A 22,934-nucleotide genomic window follows, 5' to 3' on the forward strand; every position below is an offset into this window, starting at 1 on the left:
ACCTATGAGCACCGCAGTGAAAGAGTTCCAGCCGGCCACCTCGACCGGCCGAGTGGCGAACTTCGTGGACACCCGCATGGGCATGTCCCCCATCGTCAAGTTCTTCGGCCGCAAGATCTTCCCCGACCACTGGACGTTCATGTTCGGCGAAGTGGCGCTGTACAGCTTCGTCATCCTGCTGCTGTCCGGCGCGTTCCTGACGTTCTTCTTCGATCCGTCGATGTCGCATGTCACGTACGACGGCGCCTACGCCCCGATGCGCGGCATCGAGATGTCCGCGGCCTACGCCTCGGCCCTCGACATCTCCTTCGACATCCGCGGCGGCCTCTTCATGCGCCAGCTGCACCACTGGGCGGCCCTGCTGTTCGTGGCCTCCATGTCCGTGCACATGCTCCGCATCTTCTTCACCGGCGCGTTCCGTCGCCCGCGTGAGCTGAACTGGGTCGTCGGCTGCTTCCTGCTGATGGCCGGCTGGGCCGCCGGCTTCACCGGCTACTCCCTCCCCGACGACGTGCTCTCCGGCAACGGCCTGCGCATCATCGACGGCATCCTCAAGGCCCTCCCCCTGGTCGGCTCGTACCTCTCCGCCTTCCTCTTCGGCGGAGAGTTCCCGGGCTACTCGGTCATCGGCCGCCTGTACGCGCTGCACATCATGATCGTGCCGGCCGTCATCCTGCTGCTGATCGCCGTCCACCTGTTCATGGTGGTCGTGCACAAGCACACGCAGTACCCCGGCCCCGGCCGCACCGAGAACAACGTGGTCGGCTACCCCGTCGGCCCCGTGTACGCGGCCAAGGCCGGCGGCTTCTTCTTCATCGTGTTCGGCGTGCTGGCCCTCATCGCCGGCACCGTGACAATCAACGCCATCTGGACCTACGGTCCGTACGATCCCTCCCCCGTGTCCGCGGGCACCCAGCCGGACTGGTACATCGGCCCGTTCGACGGTGCCCTGCGCCTGATGCCCGGCATGCTCGGCGACTATTCGTTCCTCTGGAACGTCCCGATGCCGTGGGGCTCCTCCGTGTCCCTCCCGATGGGCGTCCTGGCGCCGCTGATCCCGGTCGGCGTGATCCTCGTGGGCCTCATCCTGTGGCCCTGGATCGAGCGCTGGATCACCCGTGACGACCGCGAGCACCACATCCTGGACCGCCCGCGCAACGCCCCGGCGCGCACCGCGTTCGGCGTCGCCGTCATGACCATGTGGTGCACGATGTGGGCCGCGGCCTCCTCGGACCTCATCGCGACGCACTTCCACCTGTCGCTGAACGACGTCGCGTACTTCCTGCGCGCGCTGTTCTTCCTCGGCCCGGTGGTCGCCTACCTCATCACGCGCCGCGTCTGCCTGTCCCTGCAGCGCAAGGACCGGGAGACCGTCCTGCACGGCCACGAGGCCGGCGTCATCGAGATGTCCCCCGACGGCGGCTTCCACGAGCGTCACCGCCAGCTGACGGACTACGAGATGTACCGCATGGTCGCGTTCGACGAGCACCGCCCGGTCCCGGCCACCCCGGGCCGCAACGGCAAGGTCTCCGGCATGGAGAAGATGCGCTCCGGCCTGAACCGCGCGTTCTACCAGGACCGCGTCGCTCCCGTCTCCCGCGCGGAGCTTGTCGAGGCCCGCCTGCACGGCGGCCACGGCGATGCGGACCAGATCGAGGGCGCCGGGCACGACGGCGGCGCCAACCCGGAGATCAGCCGCTGAGCAGTCTGAGCTGACCCCCTCAGGAGGGGCCCCGCGCACCGATCGGTGTGCGGGGCCCTTCGTCATGCCTTGCACTGCTCGCTGGCGCCTGGCGGACGACGTCAGGCGGCCTGCCGCCGCGTCTGCCCGGCTCGACGAGGGGCGCCCGTCGTGACGGACGACGCGGGCGCAGGACGGATCACCGAGGGCGCATGGATGGGCGACCGCGTCGACGGTGCGTGCCGAGGTCGACCCTCGTGCGCTGCGGACGGGCCTGAGAGGCGGCGACGTGGTCGCTCGTTGTCCTGACCGGGGCCGTTGATCAATTCTGAGAAGGGCGGATGGCTGCCGCAGGCGATGTGAGGGCGGCGGTGGTCGTACTGGCGCAGCCGTTCGGGAAGTGCGTCGCGTCGTTCTTGCACGCTGGTGCAGCAGCGGGCGTAGGCCCATCCGTCGGGCATGGTGCGGTGGAAGCGCACTGCCGTCCCGTTGGTCTGCGGACGGTACGGGCGGGTCCGCTCCGGGGTGATCGACAGGGCCCCGCAGGTGCCACGCCACAGGTGCGAGCGGTAAGCGCCGCCGTTGTACGACAGGACGCGTTGTCCGGCGACGTCCTCGGCCGCGACGACCGGTCATGCCGAGACGTCTATGCGGCATTGTCGTGCTGACCCCGTGTCATGGAGCCAGAGCCACGAGGAGCGCCGCCGCGATGAAGACGCCCAGCATCGCTGTTCGCCGCGGCAGAGGGGCGTCGGGTGAGTGTGCGGATCTGACGACCTCGCCCGCCGCGCTGCGCGCCGACGCTTCGCCTGAGTCCTCGAACAACGTGTCCCGTCAGGACAGCTGGCCGCGTGGCCTCACGGCTGGGGGTGGGAGTGCATCAGGAGGACGAACTGCAGGGGAATGCTCCCTGGTGCGACCGGGACGCGAAAAAGCCGCGGGCCGGACCTCCCTGAGGAGATCCGGCCCGCGGCCAGTGCCGGCGTCGGCGAGCTCAGTGGGCGTACTTGCCCTTGGAGAACTCGTAGACCCAGCCGTAGAGGAAGAAGATCGACAGGCCGGCGCCGATGAAGAACACCCACCAGCCGACCGCGAGGCCGGTCACGACGATCGCGCAGGCGATGCCGAGGCCCAGCGGCCACCAGCTCCAGGGGGCGAAGGTGCCGTAGGTGCCGGCGAAGTCGGCGATCTCGCCGTCCTCGTCATCCGCGGGACCCAGGCCGTACTTCCGGTCGGTGGACCGGAGGTACCAGGCGATCATCCAGCTCATCGCGCCGAGGGCGTAGAAGGCGGGGATGCCTGCCCACTCGGTCCACTCGGTCCAGAAGGCGTAGAGGGTGGCGACGGCGATCAGGAATGCGCCGATGATCCAGAAGATGTTCGCGCTGACCTTCACTGGTGTGCCCTCTCTCCGAATGCCGTGTCCGTGTCGTGCTGCGGCGAGTGCGCCGACAGCTCCGGGTGGTGCAGGTCCAGCGCCGGACGCTCCGAGCGGATGCGCGGCAGCGAGTGGAAGTTGTGGCGCGGCGGGGGGCACGAGGTCGCCCACTCGAGCGAGGCGCCGAAGCCCCACGGATCGTCCACGGTGATCTTCTTGCCGAAGCGCGAGGTGATGTACACGTTCCAGAAGAACGGGATCAGCGACGCGCCGAGGACGAAGGAGAAGACGGTCGAGAAGGCGTTCATCGCCTGGAAGCCGTCCTCCACCATGTAGTCCGCGTAGCGGCGGGGCATGCCGGTGACGCCCAGCCAGTGCTGGATGAGGAAGGTGCCGTGGAAGCCCACGAACAGCATCCAGAACTGGATCTTGCCGAGTCGCTCGTTCAGCATCTTGCCGGTGAACTTGGGCCACCAGAAGAAGAAGCCGGCGAACATCGCGAAGACCACGGTTCCGAAGATCACGTAGTGGAAGTGCGCCACCACGAAGTAGGTGTCGGAGACCTGGAAGTCCATCGGCGGGGACGCCAGGATGACGCCCGTCAGACCGCCGAAGAGGAAGGTCACCATGAAGCCGAGGGTCCACAGCATGGGGTTCTCGAAGGTGATGGAACCGCGCCACATGGTGCCGATCCAGTTCACGAACTTCACGCCGGTGGGGACCGCGATGAGCATGGTCATCACCGAGAAGAACGGGAGCAGCACGGAGCCGGTCACGTACATGTGGTGGGCCCACACGGTCACGGAGAGCGCCGCGATGGCCGTCGTCGCGAAGACGAGCGACTTGTAGCCGAAGATCGGCTTGCGGGAGAACACCGGGACGATCTCGGAGACGATGCCGAAGAACGGCAGCGCGATGATGTACACCTCGGGGTGGCCGAAGAACCAGAACAGGTGCTGCCACAGGATGGCACCGCCGTTCTCCGGGTTGAAGATGTGGCCGCCGAAGCGGCGGTCCATGCCCAGCGCGAAGAGCGCCGAGGCCAGCGGCGGGAACGCCATCAGGATCAGGATGCCCGTGATGAGGGTGTTCCAGGTGAAGATCGGCATGCGCCACATCGTCATGCCCGGGGCACGCATCGTCAGGATCGTGGTGATGAAGTTGACGCCGCCCATGATCGTGCCGAAGCCCTGGAGCGCCAGGCCGAAGACCCAGAGGTCGCCGCCCACGCCGGGCGAGAACGTGGTGTCCGAGAGCGGGGCGTAGGCGAACCAGCCGAACGAGGCCGCGCCCTGGGGGGTGAGGAAGCCGGCGGTGGCGATGAGCGAGCCGAACAGGAAGAACCAGAAGGCCAGCGCGTTCAGTCGCGGGAAGGCGACGTCAGGGGCGCCGATCTGCAGCGGCACCAGCACGTTCGCGAAGCCCACGAAGAGCGGCGTGGCGAACATGAGCAGCATCAGGGTGCCGTGCATCGTGAACAGCTGGTTGTACTGCTCCTTCGTCTGCAGGATCTGCATGCCCGGCTCGAAGAGCTCGGCGCGGATCATGAGCGCCATGACGCCGCCCACGCAGAAGAAGACGAAGGACGTGATCAGGTACATGTACCCGAGCGTCTTGTGGTCCGTGGTCGTCAGCCAGCTGACGATGATCTTGCCCAGGGAACGGGGCACCACACGAGGCTGCGCCTGCGTGCGCACCTCATCCGTTGCGTACTCGTAAGTGGTCATCAGTGGTTACCTCCACCGCGGGGGGTCTGGAGGTCGACCTCCATCTCCCGGGCGCCGTCAGGGTTGTTGTTCGGGTTGCGGTTGTACTCGTCGCCCACCAGGCCCGGCTCCATCTCGTCGAGCTTCTGCGTGAACTCCGCCTCGTCGACGACCTCCACGTTGAACATCATCTCGGAGTGGAACTCGCCACAGAGCTCGGCACACTTGCCGTCGAAGCGGCCCAGCTCCTGCGGGGTGAGGTACAGGTGGTTGGTCTTGCCGGGGATCATGTCGCGCTTCTGGAGGAACTGCGGGATCCAGAAGGAGTGCGCCACGTCGCGGGACTTCAGCTCGAAGTGCACCGGCACGTCCTTGGGCAGGTAGAGGGTCGGCAGCGTGTCCCGGACGCCCTCCTCGCCGTTGAGCTGGGCCTGCACGCCGGAGTAGTGGGCCTGCTGGCCCTCGTACTCGTAGTTGAAGTCCCAAGACCACTGCTTGCCGTACACGGTGACGGTCAGCGGCGAGTCGTCGATGGGCTCGTCCACGGAGGCCTGGACGCGGTCGCTGAAGCCCCACAGCGTGAAGACCAGCAGGACCGGGATCAGGGTGAACATGGTCTCGATCGGCACGTTGTAGGCCGTCTGCTTCGGGAACCCCTGATCGTTCTTGCGCCGCCGGTAGGCGATCATGCACCAGATCATCGCGCCCCACGCGAGCAGGCCGATGACCAGGGCGGCGATCCAGGAGTTCACCCAGAGATCGATCAGCTCGGCGTTGTGGTTGGTGGTCTCCCGGGTGCCGGGCATCCAGCCCTGCTGGACCTCGGCGGAGCAGCCGGTCAGCACCACCAGTGCGGCGGCACCGACGGCCCCGCTCTTCAGGCGGCGGCGAGTCCGACGTCCGGCGTCATTGTGTGCTCTCACAGACGGCCTTCCTCTTCATCTCGTGTGCGATGAGCGCCCCGTCCCACGGACTCCCGCGAGATTTCGCAGGTTCCCTTCAGGTGGGCCGGGTATGCCCTGATGATTCAGGAGCCAGTCTAAGCCGACCGGGCCCCAATCGCCGCACCGTGACACGGGCGGATTCCGCCGGTCTCCCCCGCGCATCGCCCCTTGGCCGCCTCATCACGACGACGTCGGGCCAGCTCCCCGGGTGGGGAGCCGGCCCGACGTCGTCCACGGGTCAGCGGGGGCCGCGTGCGCGTCCCCGGAGTCGCCCTCGGATCAGTGGAAGGAGTCGCCGCAGGCGCAGGAGCCGCCGGCGTTGGGGTTGTCGATGGTGAAGCCCTGCTTCGAGATGGTGTCCTCGAAGTCGATCGAGGCGCCCATGAGGTAGGGCACGCTCATCTTGTCCACGATGACCTCGACGCCGTCGTAGTCGCGGACGGTGTCGCCCTCGAGCACGCGCTCGTCGAAGTAGAGCTGGTAGATGAGGCCGGAGCAGCCGCCGGGCTGGACGGCCACGCGCAGGCGCAGGTCGGTGCGCCCCTCCTGATCGAGCAGCGCGCGGACCTTGTTCGCGGCGACCTCGGTGAGCTCGACCTCGTGCGGGGGAAGGCCCGCGGCGTTCTCGGTGGCGCCGATCTCGACGCCGGTCTCCTCTGCGGACAGTGCCATCCTGACCTCCTGGTTGGGGGTGGGGGCGTCGGGGATGCCGACGCCGGTGGGGTCGTCCGGCTCAACAACGCCGGACGGCGGGGCATTCCCGCTGCGGGTTCTCAGCGGGAGAGGCCGGCGAGCCAGAGGGCCTCGGCCACGATCGCGTTGCGGAAGTCCCCGAGGTGCAGGGACTCGTTGGCGGAGTGTGCACGGGAGTCCGGGTCCTCCACTCCGGTGATGAGGATCGTCGCCTCCGGGAAGACCTCCTTGAGGTCGGCGGTGAACGGGATGGACCCGCCGAGGCCGGTCTCCTTGGGCTCCACGCCCCACGCCGCGCCGAGCGCCTCCAGCATGGCGGCCGCGTGGGGCGCGGAGGTGTCGGTGGAGAAGGGCTGGCCGAACTCGCCCGCCTCCACGGTGATCTCCGCGCCGAGCACCGCGGCGGACTGCGCCTCGAGGTGCTCCTTGAGCGCCGCGAAGGACGCCGCAGGGTCCATCCCGGGGCCGAGGCGCAGGGAGAACTTGGCGCGCGCCTGCGGCTGCATCGTGTTCGAGGACTGGGCCACACTCGGGACGTCGATCCCGAGGACGCTCAGGGCCGGGGCGTTCCACAGTCGGTCGGCGAGGGCGCCCGTCCCGGCGAGGGTCACGGAGTCCAGGAGCCCGGAGTCGGCGCGGAACACGTCCTCCGGGTACTCGAGGGAGGCCGTGTGGCGCGGCTCGAGGCCGGGCACCGCCACAGCGCCGTGCTCGTCGTGCAGGGTGGCGACGAGGCGGGAGAGCAGGACGACGGCGTCCAGGACCGGGCCGCCGAACATGCCGGAGTGCACGGCGTGGTCGAGCACGCGCACGGTCACGGTGCCGTCGACGAGCCCCCGCAGCGAGGTGGTCACCGCCGGCTCCCCCACGGCCCAGTTGGAGGAGTCCGCCACCACGATCGCGTCGGCGGCGAGGCGGTCGCGGTGCTTCTCCAGGAAGGGGCGGAAGGTGGGAGAGCCGGCCTCCTCCTCCCCCTCGATGAACACGCGCACGCCGACGCCGGCGTCGGGAAGGGCCTCGTCCAGCGCGGCGAGGGCGGCCATGTGGACCATGATCCCCGCCTTGTCGTCGGCCGCGCCGCGGCCGTAGAGGCGCCCGTCCTTCTCCGTCGCCGTGAGCGGCGGGGTGTCCCAGAGCGACTCGTCACCGAGGGGCTGGACGTCGTGGTGGGCGTACAACAACACGGTGGGCTTGTCAGCGGCGGCGGGGCGCTCGCCCAGCACTGCGGGGCCGCCGGGCCGGCCGTCCTCGCGCGTCTCGGTCACGACCTCGACGCCCTGCAGCCCGGCCCCGCGGAGGAGGTCGGCGACCTCCTGGGCGGAGCGTTCGAGGTTCTCGCGGGGAGCGGAGTCCCAGGCGATGCCCGGGACGGCCACGAGGTCCTTCAGCGTCTGGAGGGTCTGCGGGAAGCGGCGGTCCACGGCGGCGCGGACGGCGGTCACGAGCTCGGCGTCGAGGGACTGCGGCACGGAGCCGGCGGAGGCGGCGGGGATCTGTTCGGTCATGCACCCAGCCTAGCGACGGCCCCGCCGCACTAGACTGGCTCGGTGTTCACTCGCAGGAAGTCCTCCCCGTCCGCCGAGCCCCCGGCCGCCCCGGCCACCCACGGCTCGACCGCCCACACCGGCGCCGACCGCGCGCAGGGCAAGTCCACGCCCACGCCGCGGCGCCGCGACCAGGAGGCCGCTCGCCGCCGCCCCCTCGTCCCAGCGGACCGACAGGCCGCGAAGAAGGCGCAGCGCGACGCGGCCCGCCAGGAGCGCATGCGCCAGCGCGTCGCCCTCGAGACCGGGGATGAGCGCGGACTTCCGGCACGGGACCGGGGCCCTCAGAAGCGCTGGGTCCGCGACCTCGTGGACGCCCGCACCGGGGTGGGCGAGTGGCTCATGCCCATCGTCTTCCTCTACCTGCTGCTCATGCTCGTGCCGGGGCAGCAGTTCCAGATCATCCTCATGCTGAGCCTCTACGCGGTGGTGGCCCTCGTGATCGTGGACAGCGTGATCCTCTCCCGCCAGGTGAAGCGGGGCCTCACGGCGCGCTTCGGCACGCCCGAGCCCGGCACCCGCATGTACGGCGTCATGCGGGGGCTGCAGTTCCGCCGCCTGCGCCTGCCCAAGCCACAGGTCAAGCGCGGTCAGCACCCCGCCTGAGCCACTCCGTCAGCCACGACGACGGCGCCGCGCCCCGCGAGGGGCGCGGCGCCGTCGTCGTCCGGGTCTCGCACAGGCCGGGGCACCCCCGGGCTGCAGCGGTGACGGCCTCGAGCCGGAGGGATCAGGCGCGCAGCGACCGGCCGAGACCGGCGGTGATCCGACCGGCCCAGAACGGCCCCTCGTAGAGGAACGCGGTGTAGCCCTGCACGAGCTGCGCCCCGGCGTCCAGGCGTTCGAGGACGTCGTCGGCGTCGGTCACGCCGCCCACGCTGATGACCGCCGTCTCCGCGGGCAGGGCTGCGCGCAGGACCCGCAGCACCTCGAGGGAGCGCGCCGTGAGCGGGGCCCCGGAGAGTCCGCCCGCCCCGAGCGACTCCACGTGCGCCGCGTCCGCGGTGAGTCCCTCGCGCGTGATCGTGGTGTTGGTGGCGATCACGCCGTCGAGGCCCAGCCGGGCGGCCATGGCGGCCACCTCGCGCACGTCCTCGTCGGCGAGGTCCGGGGCGATCTTCACGGCGAGCGGCACGCGGCGCCCGGCGACGGCGCGGTCCGCCTCGTCCCGCACGGCGGCCAGCAGCGGCTCGAGCGCCGAGATCTCCTGGAGCTGCCGCAGGCCGGGTGTGTTGGGCGAGGAGACGTTCACCGCGAGGTAGTCCGCATGGGGGGCGAGCATCCGCGTGGAGGCACGGTAGTCCTCGGCGGCGTCCTCGAGCGGCACCACCTTGGACTTGCCGATGTTCACGCCCAGGACGGGGCGCACCTCGCCGAAGCGGCGCTCCAGCGTGGCGCGCGTGCGCGCGAGGCGGGGCGCGACGGCGGCCGCGCCGTCGTTGTTGAACCCCATGCGGTTCACGAGCGCCCGGTCCTCGGGCAGGCGGAAGAGGCGGGGACGGGGATTGCCCGGCTGCGGCTGCGCCGTGATGGTGCCGACCTCGACGTGGCCGAAGCCGAGGTCCGCGAGGGCCGCCGTGCCCCGCCCCTCCTTGTCGAACCCGGCGGCGAGGCCGAAGGGCGTGGGGAACCGCAGCCCCATGACGGTGAGGGCGAGCAGCGGATCCGGCCGGAACGCGGAGCGGAGGGCGGCCGAGGCACCGGTCCGCTCGGCGGCGCGGATCGCTTGGAAGCCGCGGTGGTGGGCGTCCTCCGCGTCCATGCCGGCGAACACGGCGCGGAAGAACGGCGGGTAGAGGCGCGGCGCGCGGGAGGTCAGGAGGGCGTCGATTCCGGTCTTCGGGTCGGGCAGCTGCATGCCGCCCATGATCGCACGGGCGGCTCCCCCCGGAGCCGCACCGGCATCCCCGCCGGCCCCTCTGCCTAGAGTGGAGCCATGTCCCCCGGCGACCCCGACTCCGCCCCTCCCATGTCGGACGACGTCGCCCTCCCCGCCGCCGGCCCGGACGCGACCCGCCCGGACACGGCCCTGCTCGAGGACGCCCCGGGCGGCGGATGGGTGCCGGACCTGATGGAGGGCTTCGAACGCCGGACCCTGGGGCTGGAGGTGGATGAACAAGGCCAGAACCTTGTCACAGTGGTCCGCCCGGGGGGCTCTCGGGAGGACGGGCGCCGCGCCGTCCTCGCCGTGCACGGCTGGAGCGACTACTTCTACAACGCCCCGCTGGCCCACGCGTTCGAGGAGGCCGGGTACGCCTTTCACGCGGTGGACCTGCGCCACTACGGCCGATCCCTGCGACCGGGGCAGACCCCCGGCTGGACGGATGACCTCGCCTGCTATGACGCCGACCTCGACGCCGCTCTCGCGGTGCTCGCCGAGGACCACCCGCTGCCGCCCGTGCTCCTGGCCCACTCCACGGGCGGGCTGATCGCCGCGCTCTGGGCGGACCGTCACCCCGGCCGGGCCGCCGCCCTCGTGCTCAACAGCCCGTGGCTCGAGATGCAGGGCAGCACGGGCGTGCGCCTCATGGCCAGGGCGGTGGTGGACCCCGTCTCGGCCCTGCAGCCGTACGCCATGCTCAAGCTCCCCCGAATAGACCACTACTGGCGCACTCTCTCGGACGCGGCGGACGGCGAGTGGGACCTGCATCCGCTCTGGCGGCCCCAGTGGGCCTTCGACGTGCCGGCGGCCTGGCTGGGCGCCGTCCTCGCCGGCCACCGGACGGTGGCCGCGGGACTCGACGTCCGGGAGCCGGTCCTCGTGCACGTGGCCGGGCGGGGACATCGCGGCACGCGCTACGGGGAGGCCATGCGCTCGGCGGACATCGTGCTCAATCCGGTGAGCATGGCGCGCCGGGCCCTGCGGCTGGGCGATCGGGTCATGGTGCAGCGCCACCCGGACGCGCTGCACGACGTCTTCGCCTCCCCCGCTCCCGTCCGGCGGGCCGCCGCGGCGGAGACCCTGCGCTGGCTGTCGGCCTACGCGCCGCCGCGCGCGTGAGGCCCCGGGCTCAGCCCGCGCCGGGCGCGTCCACCGCGCCGCCGTACCGCCGGTCGCGTCGGGCATAGGCCTCGACGGCGTCCCACAGGGTGCGCCGGTCGACGTCGGGCCAGAGCACGTCCAGGAAGAGCAGCTCGGCGTAGGCCGACTGCCACAGGAGGTAGTTGGAGAGCCGCTGCTCCCCGGAGGTGCGCAGGAAGAGGTCCACGTCCGGGGTGACGTCGATCCCCCGCTCCCCCGCGCGGTAGGCCCGGTCGAGCCAGCGCGTGATGGTGTCCTCGCGGATGTCGCCGGGGCGCATCCGGCCAGCGGCGACCTCCTCGGCCAGGGCCTGGACGGCGTCGGTGATCTCCGCGCGTGAGCCGTAGTTGACGCACATGTGCAGCGTGGTGCCCGTGTTGTGCCGCGTGAGCTCCTCGGCCTCGCGCAGCTCCTTGATCACGGAGGTCCACAGCCGTGGCGCACGTCCGTTCCACCGGATCCGCACGTTCCATGAGTGCAGCGTGTCCCGCTGCCGACGCAGCACGTCCCGCGAGAACCCCATGAGGAAGCGCACCTCGTCCGGGGAGCGCTTCCAGTTCTCGGTGGAGAACGCGTAGGCGGAGACGTGGCCGATCCCGAGCTCCACAGCCCCGGCGACGACGTCGAGCAACGCCGCCTCGCCGGCGCGGTGGCCCTCGGTGCGGGGCAGACCGCGCTGGTTGGCCCAGCGCCCGTTGCCGTCCATCACGATCGCCACGTGGCGCGGGATGAAGCGCGGGTCGATCCGCGGGGCCGTGGCACCCGACGGATGCGGCGGGGGCGTGAGGCAGGGGCTGGGCGAGACGGTCATGCGCTCCTCTCGGCGGGAGACCGGGCGGGACCGGGCGGCGTCGGGCCTGTGATGCCCTGGTCCAGGACGGACAGGGAGACGAGCCGCCGCTCGGCGTGGTACTGCAGGTAAGCGGACACGATACCGGCCGCCTCCCGCTGCGCGGCCTCCCCCGCGGCGTCCACGACCTCCCAGTCCCCCTGCGCGAGCGCGCCGAGCAGGGCCAGCGTCTCCGGAGCCGGGTGGGTGGAGCCGGGAGGCCGGCAGTGCTGGCACACCGCCCCGCCGAGGCCGACGTTCACCGCGGCGTGGGGGCCGGGCCGGCCGCAGCGCGCGCACGCCGAGAACGACGGCGCCCAGCCGGCCTGGGCGAGGGACCGCAGCACGAACGAGTGGAGGATCATCCGCGGGGCGTGGGCCCGGCGTGCCAGCGCTGCCACGGCCCCGTGGAAGAGGCGGTACTGGGCCGCCCGCCCGACGTCGTCGACCGCGGCGATCCGCTGGACCGTCTCAGCGAGCGCGGCGGCGGCGGTGAAGGCGTCGTAGTCCGCGGCGAGCGCGCTGCCGTAGGGGTGGAGCAGCTGCGCCTGTGTGATCGTCTGCAGCTCGCCCCGGCCGCGCGCCACCTGGAGGGTGGAATGCATGAAGGGCTCCACCACGGAGCCGAAGCGCGACGACGCCTTCCGCACGCCCTTGGCGACGGCGCGCACGATCCCGTGCTCGGGGGTGAGGGCCTCGACGATCCGGTCGGCCTCCCCCAGGTCCCGGGTGCGCAGCACGATGGCCTCGGTGCGATACGAGTTCGCCGCGAAGCCGCCGTGCCGCGCCCCCGAGGAGCGCCGGGTGGAGCCGGTCACCCGACCATCATGCCCGCATGGCGCGGTTGACCGCCGAGACGAGGGCCTTGAGGGAGGCCGTCGTCGTGTTGTGGTCCAGGCCGACGCCCCACAGGACGCGGTCGCCGACCGCCGCCTCGACGTACGCGGCGGCCATGGCGGAACCGCCTTCGGAGAGGGCGTGCTCGGTGTAGTCGAGCACCCGGACGTCCGTGCCGTCCTGGGCGAGGATGGCGAGGAAGGCGTCGATCGGGCCGTTGCCCGTGGCAGTGCGGGTCTCCACCCGGCCGTCGACGGCGAGCTCGACGGTCATGCGGAAGCCGCCGTCCTCGTCCGAGGCGGACTCCACGGAGCCGATCCGGTAGCGGCCCCAGCGGTCCGCGGCGTCCTCGGCGGGCAGGTACTCGTCCTGGAAGACCTTCCAGAGGTCGGCGCCCGAGACCTCGCCGCCCTGGGCGTCGGCGAGCTCCTGGATGACGTGGGAGAACTCGATCTGCGCCCGGCGCGGCAGGTCCAGCTTGTGCTCGGACTTGAGCAGGTAGGCCACGCCGCCCTTGCCGGACTGCGAGTTCACGCGGATCACGGCCTCGTAGGAGCGGCCGATGTCCCGCGGGTCGATCGGCAGGTACGGGACGCCCCACTCGAGCTCGTCCACGTGGGTCCCGGCCTCGGCGGCGCGGCGCTCCATGTCCTCGAAGCCCTTCTTGATGGCGTCCTGGTGGGAGCCGGAGAAGGCGGTGAACACGAGGTCGCCGCCCCAGGGGGCACGCTCGGGGACGGGGAGCTGGTTGCAGTACTCCACGGTGCGGCGGACGTGGTCCATGTCCGAGAAGTCGATCATCGGGTCGATCCCCTGGGAGAAGAGGTTCATGCCCAGGGTCACGAGGTCCACGTTGCCCGTGCGCTCGCCGTTGCCGAAGAGGCAGCCCTCGATCCGGTCCGCGCCGGCCAGGTAGCCCAGCTCGGCGGCGGCGACGCCGGTTCCGCGGTCGTTGTGGGGGTGCAGGGAGAGGATGACGGCGTCCCGGTGCTCGAGATTCCGGTGCATCCACTCGATGGAGTCCGCGTACACGTTGGGGGTGGCCATCTCCACGGTGGCGGGCAGGTTGAGGATCATCTTGCGATCCGTGGACACCTCGAGGACGGTGGCGACCTCGTCCGAGATGCGCCGGGCGAACTCCAGCTCGGTGCCCGTGTACGACTCCGGCGAGTACTCGTAGGTGATCTCGGTGCCGGAGAGCTGCTCCTCGAACTTCTTCACCAGGCGGGCGCCGGAGGTGGCGATGTCCACGATGCCGTCCTCGTCCTGGCGGAAGACGACGCGCCGCTGCAGCACGGAGGTGGAGTTGTAGAGGTGCACGATGGCCCGGTCGGCACCTTCGAGCGACTCGAAGGTGCGCTCGATCAGGTGCTCGCGGGCCTGCGTGAGGACCTGGATGGTGACGTCATCCGGGATGTGGTCGCCCTCGATCAGGCGGCGCACGAAGTCGTAGTCGGTCTGGGACGCGGAGGGGAAGCCGACCTCGATCTCCTTGTAGCCCATCTGCACGAGAAGCTGGAACATCCGCAGCTTGCGGTCCGGGCCCATGGGGTCGATGAGCGCCTGGTTGCCGTCACGCAGGTCCACGGCGCACCAGCGGGGCGCCTCGGTGATGACCTTGTCCGGCCACGTGCGGTCCGGCAGGTGCACCTGGATCTGCTCGTGGTACGGCACGTACTTGCCGTGCTTCATGCCCGAGGGCTGCTGCAGATTGCGCATGGGCGCGTCACCTCTTCCTGTGCGACGGCGGGGATGGAGCCGCCGACGCGTCGACTGTCCGGGCCGGGGTGTCCAGGATGGACCGGGCTTCTCTCCTATTCCATACCCTCCCGACGCGCGGGGCGGTCAGGTGACCCGATGCGTCTCACCTGGTGGGCGCGGAGGATACGACACCGGTTGCAGACCTCCCGCCATTGATGGCGATGCTTCCCACGGTCATGTTGTAGGACCGCGCGACATCGCTCGGGGCCGAGGGGTTCCCGTAGGTCTGCCCATTCACGACGCCCTGGGTGGTCACCGTGACGGTATAGGTCTGCCCGGTTGACGAGGTGGCGCGGAACGTGGCCTTTGTGCCGTCGGTGGAGATCAGGCTCGTCTGGGTGGGCACCGCGTTCGTGCACGCGGTGCCGGAGATCGCGTACGAAGGCGCCGCGGCGACCATGCCCACCGCTGGCGAGGACCAGGCCAGTCCCTTGGTCACGTTGCGACGGGAGACGGGGGCTGCGGACAGGGTGTGGGTGCTCTCAGCAGAAGCCATGGGGTCCTCTGGTTGACGACGCCATCGGGACTGAGCTCAGTGCTCGATGCCCCACGGACCCACGCCACGCACAGGAGCACGACGATGAGAAGGCGGGACGCCTCGGTGGATTGTTGAACAACCCCGGTACTGCCAGCGGGTAACCAACACCCAACGGGAGTCTGTGACTGTCACATGCCCAGACGATGAAGATGCTTGGGATCCCTTTGCCAATCCTTTGCGACCTTTACCCGCAGGTCCAGGTGCACCGGCGTGCCCAGCATCTTCTCGATCCCCTTGCGGGCGTCGGAGCCGATCTGCCGCAGTCGGGAGCCGCCCTTGCCGATGATGATCCCCTTCTGCGAGTCGCGCTCCACGTACACGTTCGCGTAGACGTCCAGCAGTGGCCGGTCCGCCGGCCGCCCCTCGCGGGGGTTCATCTCCTCCACCACCACGGCCACCGAGTGCGGCAGTTCGTCCCGGACGTCCTCCAGGGCCGCCTCGCGGATCAGCTCGGCCACCATGATCACCTCGGGCTCGTCCGTCAGCTCGCCGTCGGGGTACAGCGGCGGCCCCTCGGGCAGCAGCTCCGCCAGGACGGTCTCCACGTCCTCCACCTGGCGGCCCGCCACCGCGGAGACCGGCACCACCGCGGCGAAGCCCTTCCCGCCGTTCTCCGGGCCGAGCACCTCGTCGCCCAGCGCGGTGACGGCCAGCAGCTGCTCGGCCACCTGCGCCGGGTCGGCCTTGTCCGTCTTCGTCACGATCGCCACGACGGGGGTGCGGCGCAGGGCGGCCAGCTGCTGGGCGATGAAGCGGTCCCCCGGGCCGATCTTCTCGTCGGCGGGCAGGCAGAAGCCCACCACGTCCACCTCGGAGAGCGTCTCCTGCACCAGGGCGTTGAGCCGCTCGCCCAGCAGGGTCCGAGGGCGGTGCAGGCCGGGGGTGTCCACCAACACGAGCTGGAAGTCCGGCCGGTGCACGATCCCGCGGATGGTGTGCCGCGTCGTCTGCGGCTTGGAGGAGGTGATGGCCACCTTCTCCCCCACGAGCGCGTTGGTGAGCGTGGACTTGCCGGCGTTCGGCCGCCCCACGAGGCAGGCGAAGCCGGAGCGGTGGCCCTCCGGGACGAGCGGGGGCAGCAGGGAGGTCATGGGGATCCTTCGGGTCGGGCCGCGCGGTCGCCCGGCCGTGGCGCTCGGCCCCGTCACGCGAGGCCGAGGGGTTCAGTGGGCGGTAGGGTCCACCGCGGTGGAGCCGTGCGGCTCCTCGTCACGGCGACGTACACGCGGGGGGCGGTCCTCGGTCTCGATCACGCGCAGCCGGTCCACGCGGTTGCGGCGCGGCTCGAGCGCGGCGGCGACGATGACGAGACCCTGGACGGTGACCTGGGAGCCGCGGATCGGCACGCGGCCGAGCTCCTTGGCCAGGAGGCCGCCCACGGTGTCGACGTCGTCGTCCTCGTGATCCTCCGGCTCGGGGAGGTCGAACTCCTCGCGGAAGTCCCCGATGCCCATGCGGGCGTCCACCGAGTACACGCCGGGCTCGATCACCTCGACCTCGGGGCGGTCCGGGAGGTCGTCCTCGTCGTAGATCTCGCCGACGATCTCCTCGATGAGGTCCTCCAGGGTCACGAGCCCGGCGGTGCCGCCGTACTCGTCCACCACGATGGCCACATGTGTCGACTCGCGCTGCAGCTCCTGCAGCAGGCCGGCCACCGACTTGGAGTCCGGGACGAAGCGCACGTCCCGCATCCATCCGGTCACGGGATCGCCCGAGGCCGCGCCCTCGTGATGCAGGGCCCGGGTGACGTCCTTGAGGTAGAGCATGCCCCGCACGTCGTCGGCGTCCTCGCCGATCACCGGCACGCGGGAGCAGCCCGAGCGCAGGAAGAGGTCCATGGACTGGGCGAGGGTGTGGTCGTCGTCGATCGTGACGACGTCGGTGCGCGGCACCATGACGGAGCGGACGATGGTGTCGTTCATGGAGAACACCGACTGGATGAGCTCGGCCTCGGAGTCGGCCAGCACGTCCGCGTCGTGAGCGCGCGCCACGACTTCCCGGAGGTGACGCTCCTCGAAGTCGTCCTCCTCATTCACCTCGTCGTCCCCCCGGCGGCGGTCCTGGCCGAGCCGCGTGCCGATCGGACCGAGGGCGCGCCGCAGACCCCACACGAGGCCTGCGGTGCGGCGGGCGACGGCGGTCTCGTTGCGGGAGCCGATCGGCCGCGGGCTCCACACGCCCAGCAGGGCGGCCGTCGCCACGAGCACGAGGGCGGCCACCCCGACGGCGGCCCACACGCCCTCCAGCACCCACACGGCAGCGGCCGTCAGGCACACGGCGCCGAGCGCCTCGGTGATGAACCGCCACACGCGCAGGGCGCCGAGGTGCGCGTCCCGTTCCGCCGTCACCTCGAGGATGCGGGACCGGGGATGCTCGCGGAGGACCTCCTCGGCCTCGCGGCGCGAGATGTACGTGAGGGCGGAGTCGGCGAGGGCGAGCACCCACGTGAAGGCGATGAAGACGACGAAGAGCGCGGCGAGTGCGACGGGGGTGAACATGGCGGGCGGGATCAGTCCTCGATGGTGGGGGCCGGGGCGGGGCGGCCGAGGAACTCGCTCACGAGCCGGTCCTGGAGCTCGAACATCTCGACGCGGTCCTCCTCGTCCATGTGGTCGTAGCCCAGCAGGTGGAGCATGCCGTGCGTCAGCAGCAGCATCAGCTCGTCGTCGCGGGTGTGCCCGCCGCGCGCGGCCTGCTCGGCTGCCACCTCGGGGCACAGCACGACGTCGCCGAGCACGCCCTCGCTCGGCGCCTCGGGGGCGCCGGGGGTGATCTCGTCCATCGGCAGGCTCATGACGTCCGTGGGCCCGGGCAGGTCCATCCACTCCTCGTGGAGCTGGGCCATCCGGTCCGCGTCCACCACGGTCACGGCGGTCTCGGCCAGCTCGTGGACGTGCAGCCGGGCGTAGACGTGGCGGGCCATGCCCAGCAGGTCCCGCTCCGGGACGTCGATCCCGGACTCGTTGACGATCTCAATGGCCACGGCCGCGGCGTCCCTTCGTCGTGGTCCGCGCGTCGGCGGCTGCCTGGTGGTCGTAGGCGTCCACGATCGCGCTGACGAGGGCGTGGCGCACGACGTCGGAGGAGTCGAACCGGACCATCTCGATCCCGTCCACCCCCTCGAGCACGTCCACGGCCTCGGCCAGGCCGGAGGTGACACCCCGGGGCAGGTCCACCTGGGAGGTGTCCCCCGTGATCACCATCCGGGCGCCGAAGCCCAGGCGGGTGAGGAACATCTTCATCTGCTCGCCCGTGGTGTTCTGCGCCTCGTCGAGGATCACGAACGCGTCGTTCAGGGTGCGGCCGCGCATGTACGCCAGCGGGGCCACCTCGATCACGCCGGACTCCATGAGCCGCGGAATCGACTCCGGCTCGATCATGTCGTGCAGCGCGTCGTAGAGCGGGCGCAGGTAGGGGTCGATCTTCTCGTTGAGTCCGCCCGGCAGGAAGCCGAGCCGCTCCCCGGCCTCGACGGCCGGGCGGGTCAGGATGATCCGCGTGACCTCCTTGGCCTGGAGGGCCTGCACGGCCTTGGCCATGGCCAGGTAGGTCTTGCCGGTGCCGGCCGGGCCGAGCCCGAACACCACGGTGGAGCGGTCGATCGCCTCGACGTAGTCCTGCTGGTGGAGCGTCTTGGCGCGGATCGTGCGGCCGCGGCCGGAGAGGATCGAGTCCAGGTGCAGGACGCCGGCGCCCACGCGGCCTCCGCGGACGAGGTTCACCACCTGCTCCATCACCTCGGGGGTGACGGCGGCGTCACGGCGTGCGATGGAGCGCAGGTCCTCCACGACGCGGCGCACTGCGGCGACGTCCGGCGCGGGACCGGAGAGGTCGAGCCGCTGGTCCCGCACGGACAGGCCCACCGCCGGGAACACGCCGCCGAGGATGCGCAGCAGAGCGTCCTGGGGACCGAAGGCGCGGACCATGAGGTCGGCGGTCTCGAACTGGACGGACTCCTCTGCGGAGTCCGGGGGGAGGACGGCGGGAACGGTCACGAGGGGCGGATCACCTGTTCGGTCGGGGGCGGGATGCTCGGGTCCAGTCTAGGCGGACGGCCGGGCGCGGGACGGGCCCCTCACCAGCGGCCGAGCCGGTGCTCGAGCACGGCCAGTGCGGCGGGGCCGGCCGTCGAGGCGCGCAGCACGTGGGGTCCGAGCCGCACCGGGTGCGCCCCGGCGTCCCGGCACGCGTCCAGCTCGGCGGGCGAGATCCCGCCCTCCGGGCCGACCAGCACGGCGATCTCCTCGGCCCCGGCCCACGCGGCCTCCGGAAGGGCACCCAGCCCGTCCGCGGCGTCCTCGTGGAGCACGAGGAGCACGCGTCCCTCCCGCGCCAGGGACGCCGCGCCCGTGCCGGAGACGGGCTCGCGCACCTCGGGCACCCGCGCCCGGCGGGCCTGCTTGGCCGCGGCGTGGGCGGTGTCGGCCCACTTCTGCCGGGCCTTGGCGGCCTTGGGACCCTTCCACCGCACGATCGAGCGCTCCGCCTCCCACGGGACCACGGCGTGGACCCCGAGCTCCACGGCCGCCTGGACCGCCATGAGGTCGCGGTCACCCTTGGCCAGGGCCTGGACGAGCACGAGGCGAGGCGCGGGATCGGGCTCCTCGTCCACCTCGTCGAGCCGCACGTCGACGGCGTCGGGGGAGGCGGCCAGCACCGTCCCGTGGCCGCGGCGGCCGGAGCCGTCCGCCACGAGCACGGACTCCCCCGGGGCAAGGCGCATCGCGGCGGCGGCGTGCCGGGCCTCGGAGCCCGTGAGGGTCACGGTGGCCCCGGCGGCCGCTCCCTCGAGCGCCCCCGCCGCCAGGTGGAACAGCGGCGCGGTCACAGGTTCTTCAGGTTCTCCCGCAGGCGGGCGAACACGCCCCGCTGCTGCGGGGCGCCGTGGACCACGTCCTCGCCGCGGATCTCGGCCAGGCGCGTGAGGAGCTGGCGCTCCTCGCCGGTGATGTCCGTGGGGGTGGTGACGACCACGTCCACCTTGAGGTCGCCGCGACCGGAGCCGCGCAGCCGGCCCACGCCGAGGCCGTGCAGCGTCTCCACGTGCCCGGACTGGGTGCCCGGCTCCAGGGTCACGCTCTGCTTGCCGTCCAGGGTGTCGAGGGTGATGCTCGTCCCGAGGGCGGCGGCGGCCATCGGGACCGTCACGGTGGTGGCCAGGTGGTCGCCCTCGCGGCGGAAGACGGGGTCCGGGCGCACGGCGATCTCCACGTAGAGGTCGCCGTTCGGGCCGCCGGCGGGGCCGGCCTCTCCGCGGCCGGCGAGGTGGATGCGGGTGCCGTCGTCCACGCCGGCGGGGATGCGCAGGGTGAGGGGGCGCTCCGTGCGCACTCGTCCCTGGCCCGAGCACTCGGTGCAGGGGGTGGGGATCACGGTGCCGAAGCCGCGGCACGCCGGGCACGCCTCGGTGGCCATCACGGTGCCGAGCATCGAGCGCATCGGCCGCTGCACCATGCCGCGGCCGTGGCAGGTCTCGCAGGTCTCGGGGTCGGTGCCGGGCTCGCAGCACGAGCCCTCGCATCGCTCGCAGCGCACGGCCGTGTCCAGGTGGAGGGTCTGCTCGCTGCCGAACACGGCGTCCTTGAGGTCGATCTGCGCGGTGACGAGCGCGTCCTGTCCCCGGCGCGTCCGGCTCGCGGGGCCCCGGCCGGCGCCGCCCGCCGCGGACATGAAGGTCTCGAAGATGTCGGCGAAGCCGCCACCGCCGAAGCCGCCGAAGCCGCCGCCGAACCCGGCGGAGCCGTTCTCGTTGCCGGTGGTGTCGTAGCTGCGGCGCTTGTCCTGGTCCGAGAGGACCTCGTAGGCGTGGGAGATGCGCTTGAACTGCTCCGCGGCCTCCGGGCTGGGGTTCACGTCCGGGTGGTGGGTGCGCGCCAGCTTGCGGTACGCGCGGCGGATCTCCTCGGTGCTGGCGTCGCGGCTGACGCCGAGGGTCTCGTAGTGGTCGGACACGGTGGGGGCACTTCCTTCGCGGGGGTCGAGGTCAGGGGGTGAGGATGCGGGAGAGGTAGCGGGCGATCGCGCGGACGGAGGCCATGGTGCCGGGGTAGTCCATGCGCGTGGGGCCCACCACGCCCACCTTGGCGACGGCGCCCGGCCCATAGGCGGCGGCCACCACGGAGGTGTCCGCGAGCGAGCCGGCGTTCTCGGAGCCGATCCGCACGGACACCCCGTGCGCGTCCTGCTCCATCTCCGTGAGCAGGCGCAGCAGCACCACCTGCTCCTCGAGGGCCTCCAGGATCGGTCCGATCGAGGCGCCGAAGTCCCCCGTGGAGCGGGCCAGGTTGGCGGTGCCCGCCATGACGATCCGGTCCTGTCGGCCCGCCTCCAGGAGGCTGCGGACCGCGCCGACGAGCGCGTCCGCCGTGGGACGCTGCTCCGGCCGCACACCCGTGACGGCCGCGTCCAGCAGGGCGGCGGCCTGCCCGGCCCCTCGGCCGATCATCGCCTGGAGCAGGAGCAGGCGCAGCGCGGCGAGGTCATCCTCCGCCACGAGGCGCTCGAGCGGGACCACCCGCTGGTCCACCCGGCCGGTGGAGAGGATGAGCACGGCGAGCACGCGCGTGGGCGTTAGGGAGACGAGCTCGAGGTGGCGCACGGTCGAGCCGTCCTCGTGCGGGAACTGGGCGACGGCCACCTGGTGGGTCAGCTGGGCGAGGAGGCGCACGGTGGCCTCCATCATGTGCTCCGTGTCCTGCTCCGAGTCCAGCAGTGCCTGCACGGCTCGGCGCTCGGCCGGAGAGAGGGGCTTGACCTCGGAGATGCGGTCCACGAACACGCGGTAGCCCTTGTCCGTGGGCACCCGCCCCGCGGAGGTGTGGGGGGCCACGATCAGACCCTCCTCCTCGAGGGCGGCCATGTCGTTGCGCACCGTGGCCGAGGAGACGCCCAGCGCGTGACGCTCGACGATGGCCTTGGAGCCCACGGGCTCGCTGAGGGCCACGTAGTCCTCCACGATGGCCTGGAGCACCTGCAGTCGGCGCGGCTGCTCCGTCATGACGGTCTCCTTCCCTCCGATGTCTGGCACTCGCCACATCCAAGTGCCAATCCTACCGCCCTTGGTACCGTGCCCGACATGGACTGGAGCACGTGGGGCCCCGCGGGCCACGATTCCCTGACCCGACCGCCGGCGCGGCGCACCCGCGAGGTGCCGGCCTCCCCCGGCGTCGTGCTGGAGGACGTCGGCTCGGGGTTCACCGGCGCCGTCGTGCGCACGGAGCGCTCCGGCGGCGTGCACGTGGTGGTCCTGGAGGACCGCCGCGGCGTCCGCCGCTCCTTCCCCCTGGGCGGCGGATTCTGGATCGACGGCGAGCCCGTCACCCTCACCCCTGCGACGACGACGGCGTCGCGCGCGCCCGCCCGGACGGCGTCGGGATCCCGCCGCGTGGAGGGGGTCCGGGCGCGCACCGCCCGCGCGTCGCGGATCTGGGTGGAGGGCGTGCACGACGCCGAGCTCGTCGAGAAGGTCTGGGGCGAGGACCTGCGCCTCGAGGGGATCGTCGTGGAGCCGCTGCACGGCGTGGACGACCTGGCCGGGGCGATCCGTGAGTTCTCCCCCGGCCCCCGGCGCCGCCTGGGCATCCTCGTGGACCACCTCGTGACGGGCTCGAAGGAGGAGCGGATCGCCGCGGAGGCGATGCGGGTGCCCGGAGCGGCCGGCAACGTGCTCATCCTGGGCCACCCCTACGTGGACGTCTGGCAGGTCGTCAAGCCCGCCGTGCTCGGCATCGAGGCCTGGCCCGTGGTCCCGCGCGGCCAGGACTGGAAGACCGGCGTGCTGAAGGGCCTGGGCTGGCCCCACGGCACGAAGGAGGCCACCGGACTGGGCTGGAAGCGGCTGCTCTCCCACGTCACCACGTACGCGGACCTCGAGCCGTCCCTGCTGGGCCGGGTCGAGGAGCTCATCGACTTCCTCACCGCGGAGGACCGTGGCTGAGCACGCCGGGGCGCCGGCTCCGCCTCCCGTCGCCGCGCTACACTGATCGGGCCCCGCGTCCGCCC

Annotated in this window: 21 protein-coding genes and 1 pseudogene; 4 read left to right on the forward strand and 18 right to left on the reverse strand. The window is 71.7% G+C overall.

What is annotated here, in order from left to right; all coding sequences use genetic code 11:
• Positions 1-4 precede the first annotated feature (4 nt).
• On the forward strand, positions 5-1,702 hold the full coding sequence (locus AAG742_RS06315; protein WP_248115560.1) for a cytochrome bc complex cytochrome b subunit: 1,698 nt from the start codon (positions 5-7) through the stop codon (positions 1,700-1,702).
• A gap of 302 nt (positions 1,703-2,004) precedes the next feature.
• Here the strand turns inward: AAG742_RS06315 and AAG742_RS06320 are convergent.
• The 6 genes and pseudogenes from AAG742_RS06320 to AAG742_RS06345 all read right to left on the reverse strand — a co-directional run.
• A pseudogene (locus tag AAG742_RS06320) lies at positions 2,005-2,283 on the reverse strand (integrase core domain-containing protein); the annotation flags it as partial.
• A 392-nt stretch (positions 2,284-2,675) separates the two neighbouring features.
• On the reverse strand, positions 2,676-3,077 hold the full coding sequence (locus AAG742_RS06325; protein ID WP_248115561.1) for a cytochrome c oxidase subunit 4: 402 nt from the start codon (positions 3,075-3,077) through the stop codon (positions 2,676-2,678).
• The gene (ctaD, locus tag AAG742_RS06330) at positions 3,074-4,786 is read right to left on the reverse strand and encodes a cytochrome c oxidase subunit I (RefSeq protein WP_248115562.1); all 1,713 of its coding nucleotides are present in this window, start codon (positions 4,784-4,786) and stop codon (positions 3,074-3,076) included. Before ctaD ends, AAG742_RS06325 begins: the two co-directional genes overlap by 4 nt.
• Positions 4,786-5,688: a cytochrome c oxidase subunit II gene (gene coxB / locus AAG742_RS06335; protein WP_248115563.1), complete on the reverse strand. Its 903-nt coding sequence runs from the start codon at positions 5,686-5,688 to the stop codon at positions 4,786-4,788. Before coxB ends, ctaD begins: the two co-directional genes overlap by 1 nt.
• A gap of 300 nt (positions 5,689-5,988) precedes the next feature.
• Entirely contained in the window at positions 5,989-6,381 is a 393-nt protein-coding gene (erpA, locus tag AAG742_RS06340; protein ID WP_298710992.1) for an iron-sulfur cluster insertion protein ErpA, read from the reverse strand.
• Positions 6,382-6,482: 101 nt separating this feature from the next.
• Positions 6,483-7,907: a dipeptidase gene (locus AAG742_RS06345; protein WP_298710995.1), complete on the reverse strand. Its 1,425-nt coding sequence runs from the start codon at positions 7,905-7,907 to the stop codon at positions 6,483-6,485.
• A 42-nt stretch (positions 7,908-7,949) separates the two neighbouring features.
• On the opposite strand from AAG742_RS06345, the gene AAG742_RS06350 reads away from it, so the two are divergent.
• The gene (locus AAG742_RS06350; protein ID WP_298710998.1) at positions 7,950-8,552 is read left to right on the forward strand and encodes a DUF3043 domain-containing protein; all 603 of its coding nucleotides are present in this window, start codon (positions 7,950-7,952) and stop codon (positions 8,550-8,552) included.
• Between the two features lie 124 nt (positions 8,553-8,676).
• Here AAG742_RS06350 and AAG742_RS06355 read toward each other — a convergent pair whose 3' ends face one another.
• Positions 8,677-9,804, reverse strand: a complete 1,128-nt coding sequence (locus AAG742_RS06355) for a quinone-dependent dihydroorotate dehydrogenase (protein WP_298711001.1) — start codon at positions 9,802-9,804, stop codon at positions 8,677-8,679.
• A 78-nt stretch (positions 9,805-9,882) separates the two neighbouring features.
• Here AAG742_RS06355 and AAG742_RS06360 point away from each other — a divergent pair, with 78 nt between their 5' ends.
• Positions 9,883-10,947, forward strand: a complete 1,065-nt coding sequence (locus tag AAG742_RS06360; RefSeq protein WP_298711004.1) for an alpha/beta hydrolase — start codon at positions 9,883-9,885, stop codon at positions 10,945-10,947.
• A gap of 10 nt (positions 10,948-10,957) precedes the next feature.
• Here AAG742_RS06360 and AAG742_RS06365 read toward each other — a convergent pair whose 3' ends face one another.
• From AAG742_RS06365 to hrcA, 11 genes are all read right to left on the reverse strand, one after another.
• Complete coding sequence (locus AAG742_RS06365) at positions 10,958-11,779, reverse strand: isoprenyl transferase (RefSeq protein WP_298711007.1); 822 nt, start codon at positions 11,777-11,779, stop codon at positions 10,958-10,960.
• Complete coding sequence (recO, locus tag AAG742_RS06370; protein WP_298711010.1) at positions 11,776-12,615, reverse strand: DNA repair protein RecO; 840 nt, start codon at positions 12,613-12,615, stop codon at positions 11,776-11,778. The genes AAG742_RS06365 and recO overlap by 4 nt, the downstream gene beginning before the upstream one ends.
• Positions 12,616-12,622: 7 nt before the next feature.
• A complete protein-coding gene (gene leuA / locus AAG742_RS06375; RefSeq protein WP_298711013.1) occupies positions 12,623-14,353 on the reverse strand; it encodes a 2-isopropylmalate synthase in 1,731 nt (576 codons plus the stop codon).
• Between the two features lie 145 nt (positions 14,354-14,498).
• Positions 14,499-14,891, reverse strand: a complete 393-nt coding sequence (locus AAG742_RS06380; protein WP_298711015.1) for a hypothetical protein — start codon at positions 14,889-14,891, stop codon at positions 14,499-14,501.
• 170 nt (positions 14,892-15,061) lie between these two features.
• Positions 15,062-16,024, reverse strand: a complete 963-nt coding sequence (era, locus tag AAG742_RS06385) for a GTPase Era (protein ID WP_248115572.1) — start codon at positions 16,022-16,024, stop codon at positions 15,062-15,064.
• Between the two features lie 72 nt (positions 16,025-16,096).
• Positions 16,097-17,431, reverse strand: a complete 1,335-nt coding sequence (locus AAG742_RS06390; RefSeq protein ID WP_298711017.1) for a hemolysin family protein — start codon at positions 17,429-17,431, stop codon at positions 16,097-16,099.
• An 11-nt stretch (positions 17,432-17,442) separates the two neighbouring features.
• A complete protein-coding gene (gene ybeY, locus AAG742_RS06395; RefSeq protein ID WP_298711020.1) occupies positions 17,443-17,916 on the reverse strand; it encodes an rRNA maturation RNase YbeY in 474 nt (157 codons plus the stop codon).
• Positions 17,906-18,928 (reverse strand): PhoH family protein, encoded by a 1,023-nt coding sequence (locus AAG742_RS06400; RefSeq protein WP_298711022.1) that lies wholly within the window; start codon positions 18,926-18,928, stop codon positions 17,906-17,908. The genes ybeY and AAG742_RS06400 overlap by 11 nt, the downstream gene beginning before the upstream one ends.
• 80 nt (positions 18,929-19,008) lie before the next feature.
• Positions 19,009-19,761, reverse strand: a complete 753-nt coding sequence (locus AAG742_RS06405) for a 16S rRNA (uracil(1498)-N(3))-methyltransferase (protein WP_248115576.1) — start codon at positions 19,759-19,761, stop codon at positions 19,009-19,011.
• Positions 19,758-20,885, reverse strand: coding sequence for a molecular chaperone DnaJ (gene dnaJ / locus AAG742_RS06410; RefSeq protein ID WP_298711025.1), 1,128 nt, complete (start codon positions 20,883-20,885; stop codon positions 19,758-19,760). Before dnaJ ends, AAG742_RS06405 begins: the two co-directional genes overlap by 4 nt.
• Positions 20,886-20,916: 31 nt before the next feature.
• On the reverse strand, positions 20,917-21,930 hold the full coding sequence (gene hrcA / locus AAG742_RS06415) for a heat-inducible transcriptional repressor HrcA (RefSeq protein WP_298711027.1): 1,014 nt from the start codon (positions 21,928-21,930) through the stop codon (positions 20,917-20,919).
• 78 nt (positions 21,931-22,008) lie between these two features.
• Between hrcA and AAG742_RS06420 the strand changes: the two genes are divergently transcribed.
• On the forward strand, positions 22,009-22,869 hold the full coding sequence (locus AAG742_RS06420; protein ID WP_298711031.1) for a DUF3097 domain-containing protein: 861 nt from the start codon (positions 22,009-22,011) through the stop codon (positions 22,867-22,869).
• Positions 22,870-22,934 lie beyond the last annotated feature (65 nt).

This window comes from Micrococcus sp. 2A (genome assembly GCF_039519235.1).
Lineage (GTDB): Bacteria > Actinomycetota > Actinomycetes > Actinomycetales > Micrococcaceae > Micrococcus.

Coding starts and splice junctions, on each gene's coding strand:
- erpA (WP_298710992.1), bottom strand. CDS start 6,381: ATGGCACTGTCCGCAGAGGAGACCGGCGTCGAGATCGGCGCCACCGAG.
- AAG742_RS06345 (WP_298710995.1), bottom strand. CDS start 7,907: ATGACCGAACAGATCCCCGCCGCCTCCGCCGGCTCCGTGCCGCAGTCC.
- hrcA (WP_298711027.1), bottom strand. CDS start 21,930: ATGACGGAGCAGCCGCGCCGACTGCAGGTGCTCCAGGCCATCGTGGAG.
- era (WP_248115572.1), bottom strand. CDS start 16,024: ATGACCTCCCTGCTGCCCCCGCTCGTCCCGGAGGGCCACCGCTCCGGC.
- AAG742_RS06380 (WP_298711015.1), bottom strand. CDS start 14,891: ATGGCTTCTGCTGAGAGCACCCACACCCTGTCCGCAGCCCCCGTCTCC.
- AAG742_RS06355 (WP_298711001.1), bottom strand. CDS start 9,804: ATGCAGCTGCCCGACCCGAAGACCGGAATCGACGCCCTCCTGACCTCC.
- leuA (WP_298711013.1), bottom strand. CDS start 14,353: ATGCGCAATCTGCAGCAGCCCTCGGGCATGAAGCACGGCAAGTACGTG.
- AAG742_RS06360 (WP_298711004.1), top strand. CDS start 9,883: ATGTCCCCCGGCGACCCCGACTCCGCCCCTCCCATGTCGGACGACGTC.
- AAG742_RS06315 (WP_248115560.1), top strand. CDS start 5: ATGAGCACCGCAGTGAAAGAGTTCCAGCCGGCCACCTCGACCGGCCGA.
- AAG742_RS06420 (WP_298711031.1), top strand. CDS start 22,009: ATGGACTGGAGCACGTGGGGCCCCGCGGGCCACGATTCCCTGACCCGA.
- ctaD (WP_248115562.1), bottom strand. CDS start 4,786: ATGACCACTTACGAGTACGCAACGGATGAGGTGCGCACGCAGGCGCAG.
- AAG742_RS06390 (WP_298711017.1), bottom strand. CDS start 17,431: ATGTTCACCCCCGTCGCACTCGCCGCGCTCTTCGTCGTCTTCATCGCC.
- AAG742_RS06365 (WP_298711007.1), bottom strand. CDS start 11,779: ATGACCGTCTCGCCCAGCCCCTGCCTCACGCCCCCGCCGCATCCGTCG.